The sequence below is a fragment of the Rossellomorea vietnamensis genome (assembly GCF_025398035.1).
Taxonomy (GTDB): Bacteria; Bacillota; Bacilli; order Bacillales; family Bacillaceae_B; genus Rossellomorea; species Rossellomorea vietnamensis_B.
Genome location: NZ_CP104558.1, coordinates 479,165 through 504,811, shown reverse-complemented (window position 1 = coordinate 504,811; position 25,647 = coordinate 479,165). Strand labels below are relative to the sequence as shown.

The 25,647-nt window shown below is 44.2% G+C and carries 28 protein-coding genes and 2 riboswitches; of the genes, 1 reads left to right on the top strand and 27 read right to left on the bottom strand.

From position 1 onward, the window contains the following. Positions 1-201 precede the first annotated feature (201 nt). Positions 202-1,173, bottom strand: coding sequence for an LAGLIDADG family homing endonuclease (locus N5C46_RS02720; protein ID WP_261750815.1), 972 nt, complete (start codon positions 1,171-1,173; stop codon positions 202-204). Between the two features lie 192 nt (positions 1,174-1,365). Between N5C46_RS02720 and N5C46_RS02715 the strand changes: the two genes are divergently transcribed. Next, complete coding sequence (locus N5C46_RS02715; RefSeq protein ID WP_261750814.1) at positions 1,366-1,902, top strand: ribonuclease H-like YkuK family protein; 537 nt, start codon at positions 1,366-1,368, stop codon at positions 1,900-1,902. A 203-nt stretch (positions 1,903-2,105) separates the two neighbouring features. Here N5C46_RS02715 and N5C46_RS02710 read toward each other — a convergent pair whose 3' ends face one another. From N5C46_RS02710 to N5C46_RS02585, 26 genes are all read right to left on the bottom strand, one after another. After that, a complete protein-coding gene (locus tag N5C46_RS02710) occupies positions 2,106-3,665 on the bottom strand; it encodes a fatty acid--CoA ligase (protein ID WP_261750813.1) in 1,560 nt (519 codons plus the stop codon). A gap of 165 nt (positions 3,666-3,830) precedes the next feature. Continuing rightward, positions 3,831-5,135, bottom strand: coding sequence for a nucleobase:cation symporter-2 family protein (locus N5C46_RS02705; protein ID WP_261750812.1), 1,305 nt, complete (start codon positions 5,133-5,135; stop codon positions 3,831-3,833). After that, entirely contained in the window at positions 5,132-5,722 is a 591-nt protein-coding gene (locus N5C46_RS02700) for a xanthine phosphoribosyltransferase (RefSeq protein ID WP_261750811.1), read from the bottom strand. The genes N5C46_RS02705 and N5C46_RS02700 overlap by 4 nt, the downstream gene beginning before the upstream one ends. Before the next feature lie 112 nt (positions 5,723-5,834). Next, positions 5,835-5,936: riboswitch (purine riboswitch) on the bottom strand. Between the two features lie 164 nt (positions 5,937-6,100). After that, the gene (locus N5C46_RS02695; protein WP_261750810.1) at positions 6,101-6,670 is read right to left on the bottom strand and encodes a precorrin-2 dehydrogenase/sirohydrochlorin ferrochelatase family protein; all 570 of its coding nucleotides are present in this window, start codon (positions 6,668-6,670) and stop codon (positions 6,101-6,103) included. After that, the gene (locus N5C46_RS02690; protein WP_261750809.1) at positions 6,651-7,406 is read right to left on the bottom strand and encodes a sirohydrochlorin chelatase; all 756 of its coding nucleotides are present in this window, start codon (positions 7,404-7,406) and stop codon (positions 6,651-6,653) included. Before N5C46_RS02690 ends, N5C46_RS02695 begins: the two co-directional genes overlap by 20 nt. Further along, positions 7,407-8,171: a uroporphyrinogen-III C-methyltransferase gene (gene cobA / locus N5C46_RS02685; protein WP_261750808.1), complete on the bottom strand. Its 765-nt coding sequence runs from the start codon at positions 8,169-8,171 to the stop codon at positions 7,407-7,409. Between the two features lie 11 nt (positions 8,172-8,182). Beyond that, positions 8,183-8,407: a DUF3906 family protein gene (locus N5C46_RS02680; protein WP_261750807.1), complete on the bottom strand. Its 225-nt coding sequence runs from the start codon at positions 8,405-8,407 to the stop codon at positions 8,183-8,185. A 14-nt stretch (positions 8,408-8,421) separates the two neighbouring features. Further along, positions 8,422-10,032, bottom strand: a complete 1,611-nt coding sequence (locus N5C46_RS02675; RefSeq protein WP_261750806.1) for a nitrite/sulfite reductase — start codon at positions 10,030-10,032, stop codon at positions 8,422-8,424. A 12-nt stretch (positions 10,033-10,044) separates the two neighbouring features. Beyond that, positions 10,045-10,647 carry an adenylyl-sulfate kinase gene (gene cysC / locus N5C46_RS02670; protein ID WP_261750805.1) on the bottom strand — a complete coding sequence of 201 codons (603 nt, stop codon included), beginning with the start codon at positions 10,645-10,647 and terminating at the stop codon, positions 10,045-10,047. Between the two features lie 21 nt (positions 10,648-10,668). Continuing rightward, positions 10,669-11,805, bottom strand: coding sequence for a sulfate adenylyltransferase (gene sat / locus N5C46_RS02665; RefSeq protein ID WP_261750804.1), 1,137 nt, complete (start codon positions 11,803-11,805; stop codon positions 10,669-10,671). 43 nt (positions 11,806-11,848) lie between these two features. Continuing rightward, positions 11,849-12,871, bottom strand: a complete 1,023-nt coding sequence (locus N5C46_RS02660; RefSeq protein ID WP_261752257.1) for a sulfate permease — start codon at positions 12,869-12,871, stop codon at positions 11,849-11,851. 57 nt (positions 12,872-12,928) lie between these two features. Next, positions 12,929-13,627 (bottom strand): phosphoadenylyl-sulfate reductase, encoded by a 699-nt coding sequence (locus N5C46_RS02655; RefSeq protein WP_261750803.1) that lies wholly within the window; start codon positions 13,625-13,627, stop codon positions 12,929-12,931. A gap of 103 nt (positions 13,628-13,730) precedes the next feature. Further along, the gene (locus N5C46_RS23245) at positions 13,731-13,886 is read right to left on the bottom strand and encodes a YezD family protein (RefSeq protein ID WP_224519933.1); all 156 of its coding nucleotides are present in this window, start codon (positions 13,884-13,886) and stop codon (positions 13,731-13,733) included. Positions 13,887-13,963: 77 nt separating this feature from the next. Continuing rightward, positions 13,964-14,069, bottom strand: a riboswitch (SAM riboswitch). Between the two features lie 165 nt (positions 14,070-14,234). Then, positions 14,235-14,639 (bottom strand): MaoC/PaaZ C-terminal domain-containing protein, encoded by a 405-nt coding sequence (locus N5C46_RS02645; RefSeq protein ID WP_261750802.1) that lies wholly within the window; start codon positions 14,637-14,639, stop codon positions 14,235-14,237. Beyond that, on the bottom strand, positions 14,636-15,085 hold the full coding sequence (locus tag N5C46_RS02640) for a MaoC family dehydratase N-terminal domain-containing protein (protein ID WP_261750801.1): 450 nt from the start codon (positions 15,083-15,085) through the stop codon (positions 14,636-14,638). Before N5C46_RS02640 ends, N5C46_RS02645 begins: the two co-directional genes overlap by 4 nt. A 24-nt stretch (positions 15,086-15,109) precedes the next feature. Continuing rightward, a complete protein-coding gene (gene fabG / locus N5C46_RS02635) occupies positions 15,110-15,868 on the bottom strand; it encodes a 3-oxoacyl-ACP reductase FabG (protein WP_261750800.1) in 759 nt (252 codons plus the stop codon). Between the two features lie 21 nt (positions 15,869-15,889). Then, positions 15,890-17,065: an acyl-CoA dehydrogenase family protein gene (locus tag N5C46_RS02630; RefSeq protein WP_261750799.1), complete on the bottom strand. Its 1,176-nt coding sequence runs from the start codon at positions 17,063-17,065 to the stop codon at positions 15,890-15,892. Positions 17,066-17,091: 26 nt separating this feature from the next. Then, entirely contained in the window at positions 17,092-18,066 is a 975-nt protein-coding gene (locus N5C46_RS02625; RefSeq protein ID WP_261750798.1) for a quinone oxidoreductase family protein, read from the bottom strand. Positions 18,067-18,077: 11 nt separating this feature from the next. After that, the gene (locus tag N5C46_RS02620) at positions 18,078-18,851 is read right to left on the bottom strand and encodes an enoyl-CoA hydratase/isomerase family protein (RefSeq protein WP_261750797.1); all 774 of its coding nucleotides are present in this window, start codon (positions 18,849-18,851) and stop codon (positions 18,078-18,080) included. 13 nt (positions 18,852-18,864) lie between these two features. Further along, complete coding sequence (locus tag N5C46_RS02615; RefSeq protein ID WP_261750796.1) at positions 18,865-19,947, bottom strand: phosphotransferase family protein; 1,083 nt, start codon at positions 19,945-19,947, stop codon at positions 18,865-18,867. A 16-nt stretch (positions 19,948-19,963) separates the two neighbouring features. Beyond that, entirely contained in the window at positions 19,964-20,380 is a 417-nt protein-coding gene (locus tag N5C46_RS02610) for an acyl-CoA thioesterase (protein ID WP_061809223.1), read from the bottom strand. A gap of 78 nt (positions 20,381-20,458) precedes the next feature. After that, positions 20,459-21,025: a TetR/AcrR family transcriptional regulator gene (locus N5C46_RS02605; protein ID WP_261750795.1), complete on the bottom strand. Its 567-nt coding sequence runs from the start codon at positions 21,023-21,025 to the stop codon at positions 20,459-20,461. A gap of 34 nt (positions 21,026-21,059) precedes the next feature. Continuing rightward, positions 21,060-22,655 carry a long-chain-fatty-acid--CoA ligase gene (locus tag N5C46_RS02600; protein WP_261750794.1) on the bottom strand — a complete coding sequence of 532 codons (1,596 nt, stop codon included), beginning with the start codon at positions 22,653-22,655 and terminating at the stop codon, positions 21,060-21,062. Positions 22,656-22,701: 46 nt separating this feature from the next. Continuing rightward, entirely contained in the window at positions 22,702-23,451 is a 750-nt protein-coding gene (locus N5C46_RS02595; RefSeq protein ID WP_261750793.1) for an SDR family NAD(P)-dependent oxidoreductase, read from the bottom strand. 19 nt (positions 23,452-23,470) lie between these two features. Beyond that, positions 23,471-24,700 (bottom strand): acyl-CoA dehydrogenase family protein, encoded by a 1,230-nt coding sequence (locus N5C46_RS02590; protein ID WP_261750792.1) that lies wholly within the window; start codon positions 24,698-24,700, stop codon positions 23,471-23,473. A gap of 33 nt (positions 24,701-24,733) precedes the next feature. Continuing rightward, a complete protein-coding gene (locus N5C46_RS02585) occupies positions 24,734-25,507 on the bottom strand; it encodes an SDR family oxidoreductase (protein ID WP_261750791.1) in 774 nt (257 codons plus the stop codon). Between the last annotated feature and the right edge of the window lie 140 nt (positions 25,508-25,647).

Here is a 25,647-nt window from a genome sequence, read left to right as displayed (position 1 = left end):
TCTTCTGTCTCATTATAAACAGTATACTTGTGATACGAGACTGAATTAAGTAATTTTATTTAGGTTCCTATAATTTACATTATGTCTACTTGATTTTTTTAAAATGCTTTAACTGTGCGAACTTCCCCTTCTTCATAAAAATAAGACTTTACGAGGAATTTTTTCTCTGTAAAGTCTTGTAATAAGATGTTGTTTATTTAGTTATTTTATTGAATCGAATTCTTCTTTAAATTCCAGGTCATTTTTTAACCAAGTCTTAATTGTTGCAGGATTAATCTTTATTTCCTTACAAATTTCTTCTATTGTCATAGATTTTTTATAGAGTCTCAAGAACGTCTTTTTTCGATTCTTCACGGCTGCTTTTATCCTTTTCATTCTGTTTTCAGGTATCTTGCTAGCATCTTGAATCGTTTCTTTATCAAATACTTCATATTTTCTTTTTAAATATAGGCCCACATCTTGATAAAGCCATTTTTTAAACATATAAATGGTTTTTCTTCCAGTAATAAAGACTCGAAAGTACTTTTTATCCGCATATAATCTAGAGTTGAAATTTCTTTTTTGCAGCTCTAAATTTAACTTACTCATAAATGATTCTGAACCACCTACAAAACTGACTATCTTTCGATCGAAGTTAACAAAGCCATCTCCATCGAAATATCCTCTAACAAAATGACTTAAATATCCTTCAGGGATGTCCGGCATTCTAAGAGAAGTTGATTTATCACTCGTCATACCGTGTATTTCCATCAGATCATATTTCATAACCTTACTTCCAATAATTAATGTATGAACTTCTGTGTTGTTTAACACTAATGGATGATTCGACTGTAATTCATTCTTGATCTTCTCTAGTATGTCAGGATCTTTTTGAGAAAAACAAACCGTATGATTGCGGCTGCTGATATACCCGTCTGCAGCAAAGAACCCGAGTATATAGGCCATGTTATTGCTCCAGGTCTTAAAGTAATCCTCATTAACCCTGTATTTTCGTTTCCAGCTCCCGTGTGGGTTTCTGACCACCTTATTCTTTTGTAATACTGAATTGATATAACGGGTGGATACATTCGCTCTCCGGGCAATTTCAGCTGTCCTTTCACCTTCTTCATACATCTTTATAATTTCAGATTTTTCTAGGGTGCATTTCTTATTTCTTTTCATATAAAGCACCACCTTTATTCATATGTATCTCTATTTTACCGAACAAACGTTCTATAATCAAAGATGGAAACTTTAAGTATTTTTGACTAAGGTAAACCATAATCGTAGGTAATCATTTCACACTAAATAAATTCTCATCATAGAATATAGATAAAATCTACACCTTACTTTCACAAATTGGTTAAGAAAGCTGTGATTGACAAGATGAAAAATAATAAGGATCAACACTTTTCATTTCAAAATCTACAGGAAATCGGGATGTCATTTGAACAGGTATTTGAACATATTGTGAAATTCATGCAATCAGAGCCAAACGGCCACTATCGATTAATGGTTGGGACTGATTCTCAAGTTCATCACTCACATACGACCTTCATAACGGGAATTGTGATCTTAAACGAAGGAAATGGTGTGTGGGCATGTATAAGAAAAATAGTAATCCCAAGAAGAATGCTGCAATTGCATGAGCGGATCTCATACGAGTTATCATTATCCGAAGAAATTGTTTCGCTGTTTACTGAGGAAAGAAAAACTCAGTTAATCGATATCGTCCTTCCTTACCTTTATGCCGGAGCCACGTTTACTATGGAGGGGCATATTGACATCGGAAATGGGAAGCAGAATAAAACGAGTAAGTTTGTAAAAGAGATGGTTTCAAGGATGGAAGCCACAGGTGTGGAACCGAAAATTAAACCTGATGCTTTCGTCGCTTCGAGCTACGCCAACCGTTATACAAAATAAATGATCTATCAACCCTTACTTTTTCCGTCAAAATTAAAATACTATATTATGATTGCGAAGAATAACAAACCGCCTGGAAAGGTATTTCCAGGCGGTTTGAAATATTTTATCTTTGATTTCCTTCATATATCTCTTGTTTACTACCTTATATGCTTATTTTAACTGAATAGAACATGTGTTCTTAAATGATACAACATCCTTTTTCATTGTTTTTCTTTTTGTTTAAAATGTTCCCTCAGCAGGAACTTTTGAATTTTCCCACTTGCATTACGGGGAAGTTCCTCCACAAATACATATTCACGCGGCCGTTTATAATCTGCCAACAGATCACCATTCTTCAAAAATAAATCAAGGTCCCCTGATGAAAGAGAAGGATTTTTCGACACCACTACTGCTAATACCTGCTCTCCCCATGTTTCATCCGGCTGACCGAGGACTGCGACATCCAACACATCTTCATGAACATGGAGGGCGTCCTCTACCTCACGCGGATAGACGTTCTCCCCTCCTGTAATTACCATATCATCGACCCTGTCAGCCACATATAAATATCCGTCTTCATCCATGTAACCTAAGTCACTGGAGTGGTACCAGCCTTTATACAACGCTTTTTCCGTCGCTTCCTTCCGGTTAAAGTATTCAAGCATCGTGCATGAGCCCCTGACAATGATTTCCCCGACTTCACCGGGTTTACACATATCTTCCGGATCAGAAGGGCCATTCTCAGATGGTCTTACCACTCGTATTTCATGGTTATAAGCGGCACGACCAGCGGAACCTGCTTTCGTTAACTGTTCATCCTGTAACAGGAACGTAACCGCTGGCCCCATCTCCGTCTGACCATACGCCTGGATCAGGTCCACATTCATTGTTTCTTGTAGAGCCCTGACAAGAACAGGTGCCATCGGGGCAGCCCCGTAGAGACCGACCCGGAGTGATGAAGTATCATACTCCTCGACCCCATGCTGGAGAAGCATATTCCACATGGTCGGTGCTGCGAAAAAATTGGTGACTTTCTCACGTTGTATTACATCCAATACCGTTTGGGGCTTGAACTGATGAACGATGATATTTTTCGCTCCCGCTTGTACCCGTGGAAGGAAACAGCAATGAAGCTCGGCACAATGGAACATGGGTGCAGTCACAAGTCCGATATCATTTGGTGTGAGCCCCATAACCGATGTACAGATCAAGCTCTGCTCCGCTATATCCCGGTGTCTGTGGAGCACCCCCTTTGGTCTGCCGGTGGTCCCGCTCGTGTACATGATGGCATAAATGTCCGTTTCTTTTACTGAAAAATCAGCAAGTGCCGTGGAACAAGGACTCACTACCTCATGATAGCTTTGTGCAAATGCTGGCGTGTTGTCGCCCACATACCAAAAAAGGATCTGAGGAAAGTTCTCTAATATCCCTTCAATCGGTTTGGAAAGAGCTTCTTCAAACAGTACGACCTTAGGTTCTGCATCTTCTAATATAAAGTATATTTCATTCCCTTTCAGACGGAAATTTATCGGATTGATCACGGCACCGATTTTCCCACATGCAAAATAGACATTAGCTAACTCCAATGTATTGAATAGATAAGTAGAAACCCGGTCACCTTTCCTTACGCCTGCTTCCAAGAGGGCATTGGCCACACGATGTACTTCATCCTGCCACTCCCCAAAGGTCAACCGTTTCCCAGTCTTCTCTTCTACGATTGCCTCCTTATTGCGGAATTTCATTACCGTTTGGTCAAAAATAGATCCAGTGGTTGCGTACATTTTCTTCCTCCTTCTAAGTAAGGTGTTCCATTCTGACACATTCCCTACCCATAATGTTCGTGACCGGTGTCCTTTTCCCCTCCTTGATATCAGATAATTCAGAAATATAACATAAAGAAAAAACCGTCATCTCTAAATGGAATAGAAATGACGGTTTTATCAAAATCATGAAGCTTTTTGCTCCCTCACCACAACATTCAAATTTCTTTTGGATAATACATTAAAAAAGATATTCAGCCCAATCGCGGTTAAACTGCCGGCCACGATTCCGTTATCCGTCAAGATGCGGATGCTTGTTGGCATTTGAGCAAACAATTCAGGGACAGCCGTTACCCCAAGTCCCATTCCTACAGAACACGCGATGATCAATAAGTTCTCCTGTGAAGCAAAATTCACGTGACTCAGCATTTTAATTCCGTACGCGACCACCATACCGAACATGGCGACCATCGCACCTCCCAATACGGAAGCAGGAATCACAGTGGTAAGTGCACCGATTTTTGGGACCAAACCAAGGATCACAAGGAAGGCACCCGTTGCATATATCACATTATTCCGCTTCACACCCGAAAGCTGAACCAATCCGACATTCTGAGAATACGCCGTATACGGAAATGCATTGAATAATCCACCGAGGACGATGGCCAGTCCTTCTGCACGATACCCTTTTGCTAAATCTTCTTCTGAAATCTTTTTATCAGTGATATCCCCAAGGGCGAAATACACGCCCGTTGACTCTACCAGGCTGACCATGGCTACAAGAATCATCGTGAGGATGGCTGTTATTTCAAAGGTCGGCATCCCGAAGTAGAATGGTTTAGCCATATGAAACCACGAAGCATCGCCAACAGCACTGAAATCGACTTTTCCGAGAACGAAAGCGACAGCCGTTCCTGCCATCAGTCCGAGTAAAATGGATACTGAGCGGACAAAACCTGTAAAGAATTTATATAAGAATAATATGAATACCAACGTTCCAAATGCTAATGACAAATTTTCCAATGAACCAAAATCGGCACTTCCCTGACCGCCTGCCATATTATTCATGGCAACAGGGATCAGTGTGATTCCAATAATCGTCACGACAGAACCCGTCACGACTGGCGGGAAAAAGCGGACAAGCTTCCCAAAATATTTACTGATCACAATGACGAAAAGACCTGAAACGAGAATCGATCCATAGATGGCTGAGATCCCATATTGACCTCCAATCGCGATCATAGGGCCGACTGCGGTGAACGTACATCCCAGAACAACCGGTAGTCCGATCCCGAAGAATCGATTACTCCACACTTGCAGCAGGGTCGCGATTCCACACATAAAAATATCGATGGATACAAGATACGTAAGCTGTTCTCCCGAAAGTCCAAGGGCCCCTCCGACGATCAAGGGGACAATGACCGCACCTGCATACATGGCAAGAACATGCTGGATACCAAGTGAAGCCAGTTTAAGAGGCTGATTCTTCATGATACAGTCGCCTCCTCTTCCTTAAATTGTACTTCTCCGTTTTCAAGGGACTCTATTTCAGCTAAAGATTCCACTCTATAGCCAGTATCCCGAACGATTTTCCCGCCATTTTGAAATGACTTTTCAATGACTATCCCGATTCCGGCGACAACCGCTTCCGCCTGTTTCACTAAGTCGATCAACCCCAATGCTGCCTGCCCGTTTGCCAGGAAATCATCGATCAATAAGACTCGATCATTTTTTTGTATGTACTCCCTCGAGATGGAAATGGTATTTTCTTCTTGCTTTGTGAATGAATACACCTTTGAAGTAAGAACTCCCTCTGTAAGCGTCAACGATTTCTTTTTTCGTGCAAAGACAAGTGGAACATTCAAGTAAAGGGCAGCCATCACACCTGGGGCGATCCCTGACGATTCAATGGTCAGTATCTTCGTAATTCCTTCCTCTTTGAAACGATGCGCAAATTCTTTTCCAATTTCCATCATCAGTTCCGGATCCACTTGATGATTAAGGAATGAATCGACCTTTAATACCGTTTCTGAAAGGACGACACCCTCCGCTTTGATCTTATTTTTTAATACATTCATGTATGAACCGCTCCTTTACCTGTTGTAGATACTAAAAAACCCAAAGGATATTGTGCTCACATCAGAGTGAGACAATGACCTTTGGGTTAGGCAAAGAGCGTCCATAAAGACGCACCTATCATTGCTCACCCATAGTCGGATCATTTACGGTAATCCGGTAGAAACTCGCGGGCCATATCCCCGCTATTATATGAGTGAAAAATAAATATGAATTTGATATTGGTTAGTATACCGGCAACTTATCCTTTTGTAAAGACTCATTTCCTAACATTTAAACAAATACAAAGGTTAAATGTTCGTGAAAACAAGAAGCGTTTTCTAACGATTCCCTTTACAAAGGGAAAATGAGTAAAGCATGGAAACTATATCACCCATGCTTTACTCATTTTCAATTACCTCAAGCTTATACGAAAGTTCTCTTAACAGCTTTCTTTTTTCCCATTCAGGTAAATCCGATGCTTTGATTTCCTTTCTCTTAGAAGAAATGATTGCAAGCTTCTCGATGAAAGAATCATCAAACGGTTGAGACAGTTGACTCGTAAGCTTCTTTGCTAAGAATGGACTTGCACCGCCTGTAGAAACAGCGATGGTGAAAGTTCCTTTTTGTGTAAAGGAGACCATCTGCATATTGCCACAATCCCCATCGTCCACTACACATAGAAGCTGATTTCTGTCGGAATACTTTTTCACCTGCTCGTTCACCGATCGCTTATTCGTGGCAGCAATGACGATGAACGCTTCATTTACATCATCCGGCAGCACTTCTCTCTTGATCCATACTATTCTCTCCTCTTCATGTAATGCTCTGATCTCATCGACCACCTCAGGGCTGATGATGGTAATATTTGCTCCCTGCTCAAGAAAGACAGAGAGCTTACGAAGTGCCACTTTTCCTCCACCTATAATCGTCACTTGCTTATCCTTCACATCAATCATGATCGGCAGCATAGGCTTCTCCTTTGACCCACAGAGATTCATTTACCCGGTCCAGAAATGCCTGCTCCACAAGAGGGTCATACCCTAAATAGTTCGCCAGGAGGATATGTTGATTATGGGTTCTGCGGATTTCTTTCTCGATCCCTTTCATCAATAACCCGGTGAATAGGAGATAAGGAACGAAGACGACGGTTCCCTCAGTATTTTTCAAAGACTCCAGAGTTTCTGTAAAGCTTGGTGTGGTTGCCGTTAAATAACATGTTCTTACCTCGCTTATCGCTGTTTTTCGGTAGACAAGCTCAGCTAGAGCACTGAAATCCCTCTTAACATCCGGATCTGAACTTCCCCTTCCGATTAAAATGGCCGTTGTAGATGAATGAAGTGGGGCAGCCTCCTCAATCTTATTGATGACACTTTCGACCATCCGATCGTGTACGCCGATTGGACACCCGTATTTCACCTTGACATGAGGATATAACCCCATGCATCTTTGAATTTCATCAGGGATATCCTTCTTGGCATGGACCGCCGTCAGAAGGAGGAGTGGTACGACAGTCAGGTGAGTTGCCCCTCTGTCCACGCATGAACGGAATCCTTCTTCAATGGAAGGGCTGGCAAGTTCAAGGAAGCTTATTTCCTGAATATCCGCCTCGACATGTTCCTGACATCGCTTGATGAAGGCAACAGCTTCTTCACGGGCTTTCACCAAACGACTGCCATGGCACACATACAATACCGCACGTTTCATCTATAAAGCCTCGCTCATGATGATTTTCTTTTCAAACCATTGAATTTTCTCACGGTACCGTACCACTTCGCCTACGATGATCATGCTTGGATTTTCTATTCCTTCCTCTTTCACGATATCAATGATGGTATCAAGGGTCCCTGTAACGGTCTTTTGCACTTCTGTCGTCCCCCAGTGAACAAGTGCTACAGGAGTATGCTTGGATTTACCGTATTGTATAAGCTTTTCTCTGATATAAGGGAGATTACTGACTCCCATATAAATGGCCAGGGTATCGATTCCTTTCGATAAGCTTTCCCATTTTTCATCTTCAAGTTGATTGTTTTGTTTATGGCCCGTCACAAACGCAACGCTTGAACTTGCATCCCTGTGAGTGACGGGTATACCTGCATAGGCAGCGGCTGCGATTCCTGACGTGATACCCGGAATGATTTCAAAAGGAATCCCTTTTTTCGCGCATGCTTCCGCTTCTTCACCGCCTCTTCCGAACACAAAGGGATCTCCCCCCTTTAACCTGACCACCACTTTTCCGCTTGCCGCGTAGCGTACTAGAAAATGATTGATCGTATCTTGTTTCATCGTATGATAGTTTGGCAGTTTTCCGCAGTAGATCAAATCTGCCCCTTTCTTCGCGTATGTGAGAAGTTCCTTGTTCACCAGGCGATCATAAAGAATGACGTCTGCTTTTTGTATGGATCTTAACGCTTTTACCGTGATCAGTTCCGGATCTCCGGGTCCCGCTCCGACTAAATATACCTTTCCCATTGTTTCCCTCCTCAGGATGTAATGATGGTTTCCTGTTCGTGCAGGACAAATCCTGCACCATTTCCCCGGATTCTCTTTTTTTCATAAAGGGAGATATCCCTGACATCCGGCTTTTTCAAGAAATACTTCTCAAGCTCGATCTCAACCAGGTCAAAAGCTTTCTCATCCGTATCAGCTGCTACGACGACAATCGTGACTAAATCACGGGCAGTGACTTCAAATCGATATAAATTCATCTCTCATCGCCTCCTTATGCTTCCTGCAGCAGTTGATCCAACGATTCCTGAAGGGGAGCGGTACCGACTCGGTTGATATAGTCAAAGAACGTTTCCCCTTGTTCCTTTGTTTGTTTGAAATGAATCAAGAGTTGCTTGACGACTTCGGACAGATTGGCGGCTTCCACTTTCCCTTTCAGCTTTTCATTCAATTTGCCGCCGTCCTGAAGGGTACCACCTACATAGATTTCAAAGGCTTCGATCATTTTCTTATCTTTCGTCCTCATTTTGATCCCCTGGAGACCGATGTCTGCAATTTGTCGCTGACCGCATGAATTGGGGCAACCCACCATATGGATCCTCACTGGGACATCCAACGTCAATTCCTGATCCAAGTCATTGGCGATCTGTCTCATCCGCTCCTTTGTCTCTACCAAAGCAAGATTGCAATATTCGATTCCTGTGCACGATACAGAGTACCCGATGAAAGATAAAGGGCTCGTTGAAATCCGGTCAAAGATCTTTTCATTAAGCAAAGCATCCACATGCTCATCGGGAATATTCGGAATGATGAGATTCTGAGAGTTACAGTTTCTGAGTTCTCCATTTCCATATTTCTTGGATATTCTCGCGAGTTCATATACTTCATCGGAATTCAGTCTGCCTACGGGAACATTCAGTCCAATATAATTGAGTCCTTCCTGTTTTTGGGGGTGAACTCCGTAGAAATACCCTGCGTTCCATCCTTTCACTGCGTCGGTCCCTGCCGGAAGAAGCTCTACATACTCCAGCAGTTTTTCTTTGAACTTCTCCGGCCCCCAGTCAGCCATTAAGAATTTCAAACGGGCCAAATGCCGTTTCTCCCGATATCCGTAGTCCCGAAAAATGGTCGTAAGGGCAATCGTTACGTCTTTCACCTGATGTGGGAGAACGAATACGTCCAATTCTTCTGCCAGAAGAGGTCTCGAAGACAAACCACCTCCGACCTTCAGGTGAAACCCGTTCTCCTCTTTACCGTCTATCTCCTTTTTCGCCGGAAGGAAAGAAACACAGTTGATTTCGGCATTCGCTGCATTGTTGAGATTGGCGGAAATCGAGACTTTGTACTTTCTCGGTAAATTTGAAAAGTCTTCATTATGTTGGAAAAAGTCATAGACTTCCTTGACAACGGCTCTTGTGTCAAAGAGTTCATCGGGATCGATGCCAGCCAGAGGGTTTCCGACGATGTTACGTGTAATATCCCCACATGCCCCTGCAGAGGACAATCCGACTTTTTCCAGACGTTTAAAGATATCGGGGATTTGTTCAATCTTCAACCAGTGGAACTGGATGGCCTGGCGGGTCGTGATATCATAGACATCCCTGCCGTATTCCTTACAGATGGAAGCAAGCTCCCTTGCCTGATCATACGATAAGATGCCGGAAGGGACATTGACCCTCATCATGAAATAACCGTCTTCTTTCGGTCTTTGCAGGTAAAGGCCAGCCCACTTGAATTTATCCCATTCCTCTTTTGGGATGGAAGAGAATCCGTTTTTAGCATAATGCGGAATATCTTCGAATACCTTCAATCCGTCTTTTTCGAGCTTCCATTGTTCTGTTTTGTTCAGCTTTTCATTTGACTCCCATGATTTCTTATATGCCATGTTTTTCTCTCCTTATATCAATTGTTTTTGCTTTAATTCCGTCAAAAGACTCTCTACACATTGTTCAATGGAATTCTTTTCTGTATCCAGAACGATTTCAGGATTTTCAGGTTCCTCATACGGAGCACTGATCCCCGTGAAATGGGTGATCTCTTGTTTACGTGCTTTTTTGTATAACCCTTTAGGATCACGCTTTTCACATTCCTCCAGGGAACAATGTACGTATACTTCCAAAAATTCTTCAGGTCCGACCAGGCTTCTCACAAGATCCCGGTCTATTCTGAAAGGTGAAATAAACGCGGTGAGCACAATTTGACCGCTATCAATGAAGAGTTTCGACACTTCACCTATCCGTCTGATGTTTTCTTTACGGTCGTCTTCGTTAAAGCCCAAATCTTGATTCAATCCATGACGGACGTTATCTCCATCCAGAACGTACACCTGCTTTCCCTGATTAAAAAGGGAGGCAGCAAGTGCATTCGCCACTGTCGATTTACCTGAAGCGGATAATCCTGTGAACCAGAGAATGAAACTTTGATGACCATTCTTTTTCCTTCTATGCTGCTTGGTGACTGTTGATTCATGCCATACGATGTTTTCTTGTTTTTCACTCAAGCTATCTTCCTCCCCGGCCGATTATTTGGATTCTTGTTTTAGACCCTTGATCAATACATCAATGACCTCTGGACGACTGAATGTTGAAGGAGGGACTTCCCCGTTCCTCAGCATTCCCCTTACTTTTGTTCCGGATAGGATGACGTGATGCTCTTTTCCATGGGGACAGGTTTTTGTCGTCGCCATCCCCTCACATTTCTCACAATAGAAGCTATGTTCGAAGCGAAGAGGGGTAATCCCAATCTCTTCTTCCGTAAACTGATCAAAAATCTTTTGGGCATCATAGGTTCCATAATAATCACCAACCCCTGCATGATCCCTCCCGACAATGAAGTGAGTACATCCATAGTTTTTTCTCACTAATGCATGAAAAATGGCTTCCCTGGGTCCTGCATATCTCATAGCAGCAGGAAAGACGCCGAGAAATACACGGTCTTTCGGGTAATAGTTCCTCAGGAGAACGTCATAGCTCTTCATCCGGATTTCCGCAGAAATATCATCCGCTTTCGTTTCACCCACCAGCGGATTTAAAAATAAGGCATCCACCGTTTCCAAAGCCGTTTTCTGAATGTATTCATGCGCCCTGTGAACGGGGTTTCTGGTCTGGAAACCAACTATCGTTCTCCATCCCTTATCTTTAAACCCTTTACGTGTTTCAACTGGATCGAAGGTATAATCCCTAAAGGGTTTGGAAAGCCTTTTCACTAGTGTAATCTTCCCTCCGACATACACATCACCGCGCTCGAATAACTTCTTTACGCCGGGATGTTCCCCGTCCGTCGTTCCATAGACCAGGAGGGCTTCTTTATATTTGTCAGGTTCGTAGATATCCTCTACGTCGATCATCCCGTATGTTTCTCCTTTATAGACAAGCCTGCTCCTTTTCCCTAGCTGTACAGAACCAGCCTGCTCCTTGTCGATGGGCAGAGTGATGGGAATGCTCCATACACATCCGCTCTCAAGCCGTAATGATTCCACCACGGTCTGATAATCCCGCTTGGTCAAGAATCCTTCTATGGGACTGTATGCACCGATTGCAATCAGTTCCAAATCACTCAATGCGATGTCGTCCAGTGGCAGTTCGTGTTGGATGTCCTTATAGGATTCTTCAGGTAAATAGGATTGGACCAGTACTCCTCCGTGCGGCTGTAAACTCATGTAAAATATCCTCCTTAACATATTTGTATAATCGGAATTAAGATCAAATGCCTCCTCCATCTTCGTGGACAGACCGTCTTTCCTCATTAATGACCCTCATCAACGACAACGCACCTACCGTGGCAATGATGACGCTTATCAGTACGACAATCGAGTACAAATCACTATCGATTAACAGTTTGACCAAGAAGTATGAAATACTGAGTGAAATCAAGGGGGAGACCACCCAGATTTTGATGATTTTTTTGACGATTTTCTTTTGAAGCATGTGCTTTCCGTTTTTAGCTACACCCAAACCAATGATGGAAGAGGATGTAACCTGTGTCAGAGGGATCGGCAATCCATACAGAGAGCTCAAGATGACGAGGAAGGCTCCTGTTGAAGAAATGACAATTCCTTCAGCTTTAGAATATTGCGTAATTTTCTTGCCGTTTGTTTCGACTACTTTCTTTCCCAGTAAAACAGCTCCCAGTGCAACAAATGCTCCACCAATCAAGATTCCACGTGAAGGTGATATCAGCCCTGCCCCCACCAATGGACCAACGGCATTGGCAACATTATTCATCCCTGCTGAGAAAGCTTCAAAGAATCCGGCGATGATCAACAGATAAGCAAGCCACTGTTTATCAAAATGATACCCCCGCTTTCCAAGCTGGACTAAACCTAATCCCGCAAACCAGGTTACGAAAAAAGCGATGACAGGGACGATGACCCAGAAGGACATGATCGTAATAAGTGATTTTACATACAAAACCTGATAGGCTACCCCGACTCCTACAACGGCTCCCACCGTTACTTCACTCGTAGACAGCGGAATGCCGATCACATTCGCCAGAAATAGTGAAATCGTTGCAGATAACAAAATAATGAGAACAATCTTAATCGACAATAGATTCTGCGGGATGATTCCTGAACTGATTGTCTTTACAACCTCTCCACCACCCAGAACCGCTCCACTAAGGACACCTGCTGCGCATATCCATAGCGCTGTCCGGATGTTCTTTACAGCCCCTGCACCATATGCCACTCCCATTGACGCTGCCGCTCCGCTGGCACCAATGTTCATGGCGAAGAACAAGCTGATCAGAAGGGCTGCAACCTCAAGCAAAGACCGTCACCCTTTCTAATGGAGGCCGCATTCTGTCTTCCCTTTTCCTTTCCATCTTCCGGAGCGAAGATCATTGACATCAATAGCCGGCGTGGTGCAATGAAAGCAGCCTATGCTCGGATATCCTTGATCGTGGAGGGGGTTGTAAGAGAGATTATGTTTATGGACATAACGCCAGATCTCCTTCCACGTCCAGTGAATCAACGGACAAATTTTGACGGATTGAAATTTGTCATCTCTATTAATGAATTCAACATGTTGTCTTGTTGGGGATTGTTCCCTCCTTAGGCCTGAAATCCATGCGTGCCCCTTGGATAATGTTTCTTTTAACGGGTCAAGCTTCCGTATTTGACAGCATTGGTTTGGTTTGGTTTCCCATAACTTATCCCCATATGCCTCTGCCTGTTCCTTGAGGGTCAACTGAGGCTTTTTCATATGGATGGTCAACGCGGGATACGTCTTCTTCACTTTCTCAATGATTTCATACGTTTCCTTGAAATGAACCCCTGTATCAAGGAATACAATGGTCGCCTGCGGTTTCACCTTGGATATGAGATCGATAAGCACAATGCCTTCTATTCCGAAACTGCACGCATAGACAACCTCGTCACCGTAATGATCATATGTCCATTTCAGGACGTCCAACGCTCCTTTATATACCGGATCCACTTCAAATTCTACGGATGGCTGTTTCCAAGTCTGATACGTTAACATAGTACACCCCATTCCATAATGCTTATCCATAGAAAAAGAGGCGGTAACAAAATATAAGGAGTCCCTATATTTTTGCTACGCGCCTCTAGTTTGTCTAGTCAGCTTATTTAATTCGGACTTTCTCATTTTTCTCTAATTGAATGACTTTTCCATCCTGTACGATAATCGTGATCGAACCAAAGCTCATGGTTTCAAGCATGGACTGGATTTTCTCTGCTACCAAGTCAAACTGTACATGCTGGTTCTTTTCTTTTTTCACATGATACCCCCAATTTTCTTCTTATCCAGATCAGAAAAAAACAACTTTCCATTTTGGAAAGTTGTTCAGGTAAGGTTACCTTATCTTCCAAAATGACTTCACATTTTGCTGGAATTAGCACCTTACAATACGTAGGTTGCTGGGCTTCGCAGGGCCAGATCCCTCCACCACTCTGGATAAGAGTTATTCATTTTAATATTCTAAATAATATCACAATTACAGCAGAAGTCAACCCGAGTTTTTCGATCGGATTTATGTCTTTTGACTTATTTTATTCAAACATCATTCCATACATGTTTATTCGATTGGGGGTGGTTCTACGACAATTTTTCATAAAGCATTGCGTAACTATTCAAGGAGTCTAAACACGACATTACCCTCAATTACGTTCTTCCCGGCTTGATTTGTGGCTAAAACTTTAAAATGAAGGAGGTTACCCTGATTGTCCGTCAATTCTGCCCGTAAAGTAACCACATCATGTAACATGACCATCCCTTTAAATCGTACAGAGTAATCCTGGATAAACCCTTCATCATAGTGTGGGCTGAAAAGTTTGGACACATTGCCCATCGTCCACATTCCATGAGCGATGATTCCTGGAAGACCCAGCTTCAAGGCTTCATCATCAATGGTGTGTATCGGATTATAGTCTCCGGAAGCTCCTGCGTATTTGATCAGGTCCATCCTTGTGACCGGAGCGAGTTCAACCGGGGGAAGTGTATCTCCTATTCCGAATGATTGTAGTGTTGTCATTTACTCAACCTCTTTCTGACTTCTTCTGTAATAATGACAATCGCCTGGGAAGTGAAGATTCTTTCCCCACGAGAATCTTCCCCGACATCTTCGATGACAAGGAATCCCAGTTTCCCCCCGGTACCTTCACGTTCATAATAGTCTTTTATTTCCGTATAACATTGAATCGTTTCCCCTACCTTCAAAGGTCTTTCATAATGGAAGAATTGTTCACCGTGAATCAACCCAACATTCGGTAAATGAAAGCCTTCGATCGAACCATAGTCCAACACTCTCGGAAAGGTGGGAGGGGCAATGTTCCCCCCATAAGCGGAGGACTTCCCGGCATCTTCATCCACATAAAGGGGATGGGGATCGCCAATGGCTTCTGCAAATTTCCGAATCGCTCCTCTTTCCACTGCATTTCGTGTGGGAGTAGACCTCTTTCCGATATAGGATTCAAACATATTCTTCGCCCCTTTCTCCTTTATTCAGGCTTTCGGCCCTCCAGCAACGTAGAGAACCTGACCATTGACGAATGAAGATTTTTCATCTGCAAAAAAAGCGACGGCATTTGCAATATCTTCAGGAAGCCCGCTTCTTCCAACAGGGATTCCCTGGAGACTTGCTTCGACTAATTGCTCGAAAGTGATTCCGATCCGTTTCGCCGTTTCTTTTGTCATATCGGTTTCGATAAAACCCGGTGCTACAGCATTCGTTGTGATTCCGAAAGGACCAAGTTCTATGGCGAGGGTTTTCGTCAAGCCTTGAAGACCTGCTTTAGCCGTTGCGTAGTTCGCCTGTCCTCGATTTCCCAGTGCGGAGGTGGATGAGATATTGATGATGCGCCCGTACTTTTGTTTGACCATATATTGTTGGGCTGCCTTCACAACATTGAATGAACCCTTTAAATGCACATCCATGACCGTCTCCCAATCGTTTTCGGTCATTTTGAATAACAGATTATCCCTGATGACCCCTGCATTATTCACCACAATGTCCAGGGAGCCAAAAGATTCATATACTTCCTTCATCGCATTTTCAACTTCTCTGGATTCTACGACATTTGCCACTTTTGTATACAATTCATATTGTTTAAATACCTCACTCGCTTCATTCAACGCATCTTCATTCACGTCGATGATGGCCACCTTGGCCCCTTCTTCAGCCAGTAATCCGGCAATCGACCTGCCGATCCCTCTGCTTCCACCTGTAACCAAAGCCACTTTTCCTCTGAATCGCTCTCCCATTTCGTCTGCCTCCTTTTCTGTTTATACAAATTGCCCAAGTTTCACATGACCTTTTAATAAGTTCCTTGAAATGATCAGTTTTTGAATTTCATCGGTTCCATCATAAATGCGCCATAACCTTGCCTCCCGGTACCATCGTTCGATCGGCAGCTCTCTTGTATAGCCCATACCACCATGGATCTGGAGGACGCGATCTACGACCCGATTCCCCATATTGGATCCATATAGCTTGGCCATCGACGCAACGTGACGATTGTCTTCCCCTTGATCGAGTGTGAATGCTGCATTTAACACGAGCCAACGGGCAGCTTCAATTTCCACGGCTGAATCCGCAATCTGCCACTGAATCGCCTGCCGGTCCGCGATAGGCTTTCCAAATGTTTCTCTTTCTTTCGAATAGTCGATGGCCATTTGAAGAAGGCGTTCGGCTGCTCCGACTGCCTGGGCTCCTACGATCCAACGTGCGAAGCCGATCCATTCCAGGCCGAGATCGTAGCCGCCATCGATTTCACCCAGGATGTTCTCTTCGGGAACCCTTACATCATCAAAAATCAAACTCGCCGGTCCCCATTCGCCCATCGTATGAATATACTCGGATTTCCAGCCCATGCTTCGATCAGCGATGAAACATGTGACTCCTTCCCGACCGGTCCGGCGATGTTTTTCTTTATCCGTCACTGCCATGACCATGACAAAATCTGCTTCATTACCACCTGTAATGAACGTTTTTTCACCATTTAAAATCCATTCGTTTCCGTCTTTCACGGCTGTGGTCCTGATATTTCGGGTATCAGAACCCGCTCCTGGTTCCGTCATGGCAAAACACGATTTCTTTTCTCCATTAATAGTTGGAATCAAATAGTTTTTCTTTTGCTCTTCATTGGCGTAATAAAGTATGTTATCGGCATAACCGCCAAAGGAGAATGGAACAAAGGTCTTCGAGATTTCCATATAGACGATGGCCATCATCATTTGACCGAGATCCGCCCCTCCATATTCCTCCGGAGTGTTGATGCCCCAGAATCCGGCATCCTTCGCCTTCATTTGCAGCTCTTTCCTCTTTTCCAGAGAAAGGCTGGGCTTTCCTTCCCGCTCATTTCGCAGCACTTCATTTTCTAAAGGAATCAATTCTTTCTCTACAAATTTCCGGATGGTCTTTTGGATCATCTTTTGTTCATCTGATAAGCGTAAGTTCATTTTTATTCACCCCTAATAAGATAAAATTATGGCTGCAGGATCACTTTTCCCACTGTCTGTCTTCCCTGCATGAGGGAGTGGACCTTTGCCGCTTCTTCCAATGGGAACACGTGCCCCACTGTGACCTTTAAATCTCCGTTCGCCACGTAATGAAAGATTTCATGAAGGGTTTTTTGGGTCAACTCAGTGTCCCTCATCAGAGGAGGAAGGAAAAAGCCGGTGACCGATTGATTCTTTGCCATTAAGGAAGAGGGATAGAATCTGCTTTGCTCCCCGCTTGCTACACCGTAGATGATCATTCTTCCGAAGTGGGCAAGGCATTTTAATGTTTTGTAAAAGACGTCACCACCTGCCATCTCCAGCGCAAGATGCACACCCTTTCCACTTGTAGCATCCAGAACTTTTTTCTCCCATTCTTCCTCTGTATAATTGACCAATACATCTGCTCCCATATCTTCTGCTAAGCGAAGCTTCTCCTCGGTGCTTGCAGTGGCGATCACTTTACCTGCACCGAATCGCTTTGCGAGTTGAACGGCTAAGAGCCCTACACCACCTGCAGCAGCATGAATGAGGACCGTCTCACCCTGCTCGAGTCTCCCAAGTGTTTTCAAAATATGATACGCACTCAGTCCCTGTACAGGTATTGCAGCCGCTTCTTTAAAATCCAAGCCATATGGAAGGGGGATGATGGATCGTTCATCTGTCATGGCATATTCTGCATACCCGCCTGAATCCATCATCGCTACGACCCGGTCTCCTTTTTTGATCCTGGTCACATCTTCTCCGACTTCGGTTACGATGCCTGATACTTCCGCACCGGGAATGTAAGGAAGGGGGGTCTTTACCACATATTGACCTTCTCTCCTGGCCGTATCAGCATAATTGACAGCAGAGGCATGCACTTTGATCAATACCTCCCTCCCACGGGGTGAAGGCATATCAATGTCCACATTCTTCAACACATCAGGACCACCGAACTCCCTAAATTGGATCGCTTTCATCTATACTCCTCCTAATTCCCCGAAAAAGAGGGGGTCCTTTTTTCTTTAAACGCTGAAACTCCTTCTAGATGATCTTCCGTTGAAATCATCAGGGTTTGAGTGATTCTTTCCTGTTCCAGTATTTCATCCAGGGTAGTGGTGAATGAACGATCAATCATTTTTTTCATCATGCCGTAGGCTTTGCTTGGACCCGAAGCGAGTGTAGAAGCCAGCTCATATGTTTTTTCTTCCAGATGATCAGCGGACACCAGCCTGTTAATCACCCCTAATTCATACATTCTCCTGGCAGAAACAGGTTCTCCGGAAAAGAAGAACTCCTTTGCAAGATGAGGGCCGATCAACCGTGGGAGAAAATAAGAACCCCCTCCATCCGAAATGAGCCCTACTTTAGAAAAACTCAGTGCAAATTGACTGGTTTCCGATGCAATGATTAGATCACAGGCCAATGCTAAATTAAATCCGGCACCTGCGGCGAAACCATGGACGGAGGCAATGACCGGCTTTTCTATTGTTTTGATGGCTTTGATACATGAATTCAGTATTCCGATATGTTCATAGACTTGGGCTGATGTGGCACTTCCCATCGTTTTCACGTCGCCACCAGCAGAGAATGACCTTCCGGCACCGCGCATCACGATCGCCCGGATCTCCTGATTCCGCCCAGCCTCTTCTACCGCTTCTATCAATCCGGTAAGCATATTCTCATCAAATGAGTTTAAGCTGTCTGGTCGATTCAAAGTAACATTCAACACCCGGTCATTCATTTCGACTAATAATGATTGCATCCTATTCATCCCCTTATATTTGTTCCCTGGAATTAAATGCTGCCTGATTACCCAGGGTAATTAAAGACTCGGCAAACCGATCGAACCCGGAAAAACGAGCATCACTTGTCTGACCCATCTTAAAACGGTAATAAATTTGCTGCACAATAACCGCGAGCTTAAAGTAGGCAAAAGACAAATAGAAATGAATGTGATTTACGTCCCTGCCGCTTTTTTCGGCATATTTTTCAATGAACTCTCTTCTGCTGTAAAAACCGTCCAGGATGGTCACTGGAGGCTTCCCGAGACCGTACTTTAACAATTCAGGATCATCTTGCTGGATCCAATACCCCATGGCGACACCCAGATCTGCAAGAGGGTCTCCGACGGTCGCCATCTCCCAATCGAATAATCCCACCATGGATGTCAGGTCTTCAGAAAACATACTATTGTTTAATTTAAAGTCATAATGAATGATCGTGGACTCAGCATTTTCCGGAACGTTTCTGATCAACCACTGTGTGAGATGTTTTACATCACGAACCTCACTTGTCTTCGCACGTTCATAGCGATTGATCCACCCGTGAACCTGTCTCTCCATAAAGTGCTCGGGCTTACTGATTTCATGTAGTGAGGTTTTGGTATGGTCAATGGAATGAAGCTCAACCATTCTTGAAACCATTTCTTCCGAGATTTTCTTGCACACCTCAGGCGTTACATTCAGATGCGGGGGAAATGATGTATCGAATACTTCCCCCCTTTTTCGTTCCATGATGAAGAATGGGCTTCCGACTATCCCTTCATCTTCAGAGAATACATAGGGTTTTGGTGTAACGTCGAATAAAGGGTGGATCTCTGAAAGGATCCTGAATTCCCTTTTCATATCATGTGCCTTCGGTGCGACGGGCCCTAAGGGGGGACGTCTTAAAACCCCTTCCCATTCTCCCATTGAAAGCAAATACGTTAGATTTGAGTGACCTGCAGAAAACTGTTTAATGCTCAACTTTTCTTGTTGCAGATCAGGAAAATGCTCAACCAGGAAGTCATGTAATTTCCTTTCATTTAATTCTTCTCCTTTTCGGACTGAAACCGTTTCATATTCCATTCGCTCCGCCATGTTATCCCTCCTAGATTCAAGAATATTCAGTTTTCTCAGAACGAAAATGATTGTTTAACTGAGCTTTTAACAGATCAGGGATTGCTTTGCTACGTTGTTCCTGAAAGTCAAAATATACAATGACCGCGTTTCCCCTTGCGATCAGTTGATGAGTCTCCGCACACAGGATATCATGGTCTAACTGAAAACTCTTGGATCCGATTTTGGAAACATCGGTGGTGATGACAAGTTCTTGATTGAAATAACCCTGTGAGACGAAATCACATTTGGTGGAAGCCAGGATAAACTGCCAATCCTTCACGTCCATATCGAATCCGATTGTTTGAAAGAATTTAATCCGCGCTTCCTCTAAATAGACAAAGTAAGTGGTATTGTTAATATGCCCCAGTGCATCAGTTTCGCAGAATCTACTTCTTACGGTGATAGAATCCATTTATCCGCCTTCTTTCATTATAAATACTAACCAGTCGGTATGTTAGAGGAGGAGGAAATGCTATAACCGCTTCCCCCTCTATTGTGGTTGAATCCCTTTCAAGACCATATCGACAAACGTGCCTGCGATTTCTTCATCCGTCTTCGCCCCGTCAGGCTTATACCATTGATAACTCCAGTTCATCATCCCAAGTATACCGAAGGCTACAACGGAAACATCAAAGTCGTTTCGGAAATCCCCGGACTTTCTTCCTTCTTTCAAGAGCTTTTCGATATTGTATCGGTACATATCCCGCTTGGGTTCGATTTGGTCCAAGCTTTTATGGCTTAAGTGTCTCATTTCCCTGAAAAAGACTTTGGCACTGGCTCCCTGTTCTTTGATGTCAACGATGGAAAGATGAATGATGTCAAAAAGTTTCTCACGGAAAGATTTACTGTCATCTTCCAGTATTCTTTCCTGCTTGGACAATAAGCCATCTATATATCTCATATGAATTTCCTTTAATAACTCTTCTTTACTGGAAAAATAGTAGTAGAATGTTCCTTTTGTCACCCCGATCGATTCGACGATATCCTGAATGGATGTGACGGTAAAGCCTTTTTGATCAAATAACCGTACTGCTTGCTCTGTCATTTTTTCTTTCATATGAAGTCCCCTCAATCTGCAAATATCCCCTGAATTATATCACATTTTCCCGGAGGGCCCTTCTTAGTATCTTCCCTACACTCGTCTTTGGAAGTTCATCCCGGAATTCAATGATCCTTGGGACTTTGAATGAAGACATATTCTCCTGACAGAACCCCATCAATTCCTGTTCTGACACCTTTTCCCCAGCCTTAAGGACAATCACGGCTTTCACGGTTTCTCCACGATAGGAGTCAGGGACCCCGATTACGACCGCTTCCTGTACAGAGGGATGTTCATAGATGACTTCTTCCACTTCCCGGGGATACACGTTATATCCTGAAGCAATGATCATATCTTTCTTTCGATCCACTATCGATACATACCCTTCATCATCCATCCGGGCAATGTCTCCTGTGTATAGCCATCCGTCACGAAGGGCATTGGCGGTTTCTTCAGGTAAATTCCAGTACCCCTTCATGACTTGGGGACCTTTGATGATCAGCTCTCCAATGTCTCCCGGAGGTACTTCCTTCATGCCGGTCGCTATATCCACTACCTTATAATCCGTAGAAGGGAGGCCGATTCCGACAGTTCCAGGCTTTCTTTCTGCGAAGGCAGGGTTACAATGGGTCGTCGGCGAGGCTTCTGATAAACCATACCCTTCCAATATCTTTGCCCCTGTTTTCTTCTCGAACTGATTTAAGAGTTCAACAGGCATGGGGGCACTGCCGCTGTTACAAAGCTTGATCGAATGAATCCCATACTCTTCAGCAGAGGGATGATTCGTTATCGCCACATACATGGTCGGCACTCCAGGGAATAATGTGGGTTTCTCCCTCTTAATGGTGGATAATACTTCTGAGAGCTCAAACCGTGGCAGCAGGATCATTTCATTTGCTGTATAAATGGAAAGATTCATGCATGAATTCATTCCAAATACATGAAAGAAGGGAATCACACTCAGACTTCTTTCTTCCCCTGTTTGAATGCTTTCTTTAAAAAACCGCTGACTTTGCATAACATTTGAAAGGATATTGCTATGTGTGAGCATCACACCCTTGGACACGCCGGTTGTTCCACCTGTGTATTGAAGTACGGCCACATCTTCCGGCTCTATTTTAATGGAAGTAACCCCACCGTCCCCAAGCTTCAAAAATTCATCGAACGTATAATCCGTCTCATGGTCCTCCCCTAGGAAGCTGACGACAATGATCGTTTTCACTTTGGTTTCCTTTTGAATGGATTGAATCATGGGATAAAAGCGGTCCAAAACAATGATCGTCTCCACCCCGGAGTCTTTCAGTAAATGAATGAGTTCCCTTTCAACAGACATTGGATTCACCTGCGTAACAATTCCGCCAGTGGTAAGGATCCCATAATAAGAAATGACATATTGGGGACAGTTAGGGAGCATGATGGCAACCCGGTCTCCTTTTTTCGTCCCGATATGCTGGAGGGACGAGGAAAACATTGTGACGGCATCTTGAAGTTCACGATACGTCATGCGCTTTTGATAGAAGCTTATACAAGGATGCTCAGGGTACCCCGAAGCAGTTTGTTGGAGCATATGGGGTATTGAGAAATCGATTGCTGGAATATCTGTGTCGAACGATTCAGGATAATGAACGTGCCAGGATTTAGTTGTCACAAAATCATTCCTTCCGTTTTAATTATTCAGCTGCCGCTGCATGGTCCTAATAGATCAACCCACCACCATCTACAGATAATGTGGATCCGGTGATAAAGGAGGCTTCATCCGATGCCAGGAACAAGATGGCGGAGGCCACTTCATCCGGGTTTCCAATCCTCCTGAGGGCATTCGATTGAGAAATCACCGACCATTTCCTTTCATCCTTCTTCCATCCTTCAATGATGTTTGTATCGATGACACCCGGAGCTACAGCATTTACCCGGATTCCTTCTTTTCCGTACTCCAATGCGGCATTTTGCGTCAACAATACCACTCCGCCTTTTGCCGCATTATAAGCGGATACGTACTTCCTCCCCTTTAAACCCAGAAGACTTGAAACATTCACGATGACCCCGCCTTTTTTCATCAGTTCCGGTATGCTATGTTTCATTCCCAGAAAGATGCTCTTTAAGTTAGTATCAAGGACATCATCCCATTCCGTTTCTTCCAAATCGATACTCCTGACTTCTGACTGACCGATTCCGGCATTGTTCACGAGGATATCCAGACTCCCGAAATGCTCGACCGTTTTATGTACGAGCTCCTGCATGCTTTCACTGTCTCTTACATTCGTCCTTACATACATCCCATGCCCATTCTTTTCCCTGATGAGCCTTACCGTTTCCTCCCCCCTCGATTCATCCAGATCTGCCACGACGACATTCGCCCCTTCTTCAGAAAATCTTAAAGCGGTCGCACGTCCTATTCCACCGCCTCCTCCAGTGATGATCGAAACCCTACCCGATAGCCTCATATGCAATCACTCTCTCTTCCTAGCTCTCTACCGGAGAGGCTTTTTGATATTTTCTCAGCTCTAATTTTGCGAGTTGGGCACGATGTACTTCATCAGGCCCGTCGGCAAGTCGTAATGTTCGGGCATTCGCCCATTGTGCGGCCATTGAATGATCTCCTGATACCCCGGCAGCCCCAAATGCCTGAATGGCCCGGTCAATAACCCGTAACGCCATGGAAGGGGCCACTACCTTTATCATGGCGATTTCCTGTTTGGCCATTTTATTTCCGACGGTATCCATCATGTAAGCGGCTTTCATGGTCAGAAGGCGTGCCTGCTCGATTTCAATACGTGAATCAGCGATCCAATCCATGACGACCCCCTGACTTGAGAGCGTCTTTCCGAATGCTTCCCTGTTTTGAACACGCTTACATAATTCTTCAAGCGCCCTTTCCGCTGCTCCGATCAAACGCATGCAATGATGAATCCGCCCTGGACCTAATCGCCCCTGGGCAATGGCAAAACCTTTCCCTTCCGCCCAGATCATATTTTCCAGGGGCACCCGTACATCGGTAAAGGTGATTTCTCCATGACCGTGAGGAGCATGATCATATCCAAAGACCGGGAGCATCCGTTCGATTTTCACACCCTCCGCGTCCAAAGGGACGATGATCATCGATTGCTGCTCATGGCGTCTTGCATCAGGGTCTGTTTTCCCCATTAAGATGGAGAAGCTGCACCGTGGATCCCCAGCGCCGGATGACCACCATTTCCTGGCATTGATGACGTATTCATCACCTTCCCGAACGATGCTTGCCTTGATATTTGTGGCATCGGATGAAGCGACTTCGGGCTCCGTCATCGAGAAACAGGAGCGGATCTCACCATTCAGGAGGGGGATCAGGTATCGCTCCTTTTGGGCAGGGGTGCCATATCGCTCCAACACTTCCATATTCCCGGTATCTGGAGCGTTGCAGTTGAATACTTCCGGACCGATCAAAGACCTGCCCATGATTTCGCAAAGCGGTGCATATTCCACATTACTTAATCCAGCCCCATATTCACTTTCTGGTAGAAATAAGTTCCATAACCCTTGTTTCCTTGCTTCGGTTTTTAATTCTTCCATGATGGGCGGGACTGAACTCCATCGGGTATCCTGCCTGTTTAATTGCTGTTCATAAAGAGATTCATTCGGGTATACGAACTCTTCCATGAAGCGGGATAGTTTATTTTGATATTCTTGTACTTTTGGAGAATAGGAGAACTCCATGACATCCATCCTTCCTTATTAAAAATAATCGGGTTACATCGCTGAGGAGCCGCCATCCACCACAAGGACCGAACCTGTTACAAAATTAGAGGCACGGGAAGCAAGGAAAAGAGCCGCCCCTTTTAAATCATCTTCGCTTCCGAATCGATTTAACGGCGTACCTTCTAAAATGGCTTCCCCGGCATGGGAGAGGATCCCCTTTGACATTTTTGTCGGAAAGAAGCCTGGTGCGATTGCGTTAACATGGACTCCGCGAGAGCCCCATTTCACGGCAAGATCCTTGGTGAAGTTGATGACTGCTGCTTTACTTGTACTATAGCCGATGGCATCCATATATCTTGGGTCCGTTCCTTGAAGACCCGCTACAGACGCAATATTGATGATTTTCCCTTCATTCTGTGCTAACATCAGCTTTCCTACCGCCTGTGACATAATGAAGGTCCCGTTCACATTTACGTTCATAACTTTATGCCATGCCTCGAGGGGCATTTCTTCTGCAGGAGCGCCCCATGAAGCTCCGCTATTATTCACCAGGATGTCAATTCGTCCAAATGCCTTTTGGGTTTCATCCACAACCCTCGCGACGTCTTCCGGATCCGTGACATCACATTGAAAGGAAAGTGCTTGTACACCCATACCCTCTAAATCCTTTTTGACTTCATCGCATGCTTCTACATTTCTTGAACAGATGACAACATTTGCTCCTGCTTCCGCAAAACAGGTTGCAATCTGCTTTCCAAGACCCCTGCCTCCACCAGTCACCAGTGCCACCTTACCGGATAAATCAAACAATTCCTTTACATGCATATTCCTGCCTCCCTCTTTCAAGTCATTCACACACCAAGATACTAACCGGTCGGTATGTTACCTCTATAGTAAAGAATATAGTCTGAATTTTCAATTACAAACACTCAAAAACATGTGAAATATCCTTTTCCAATAAAAAA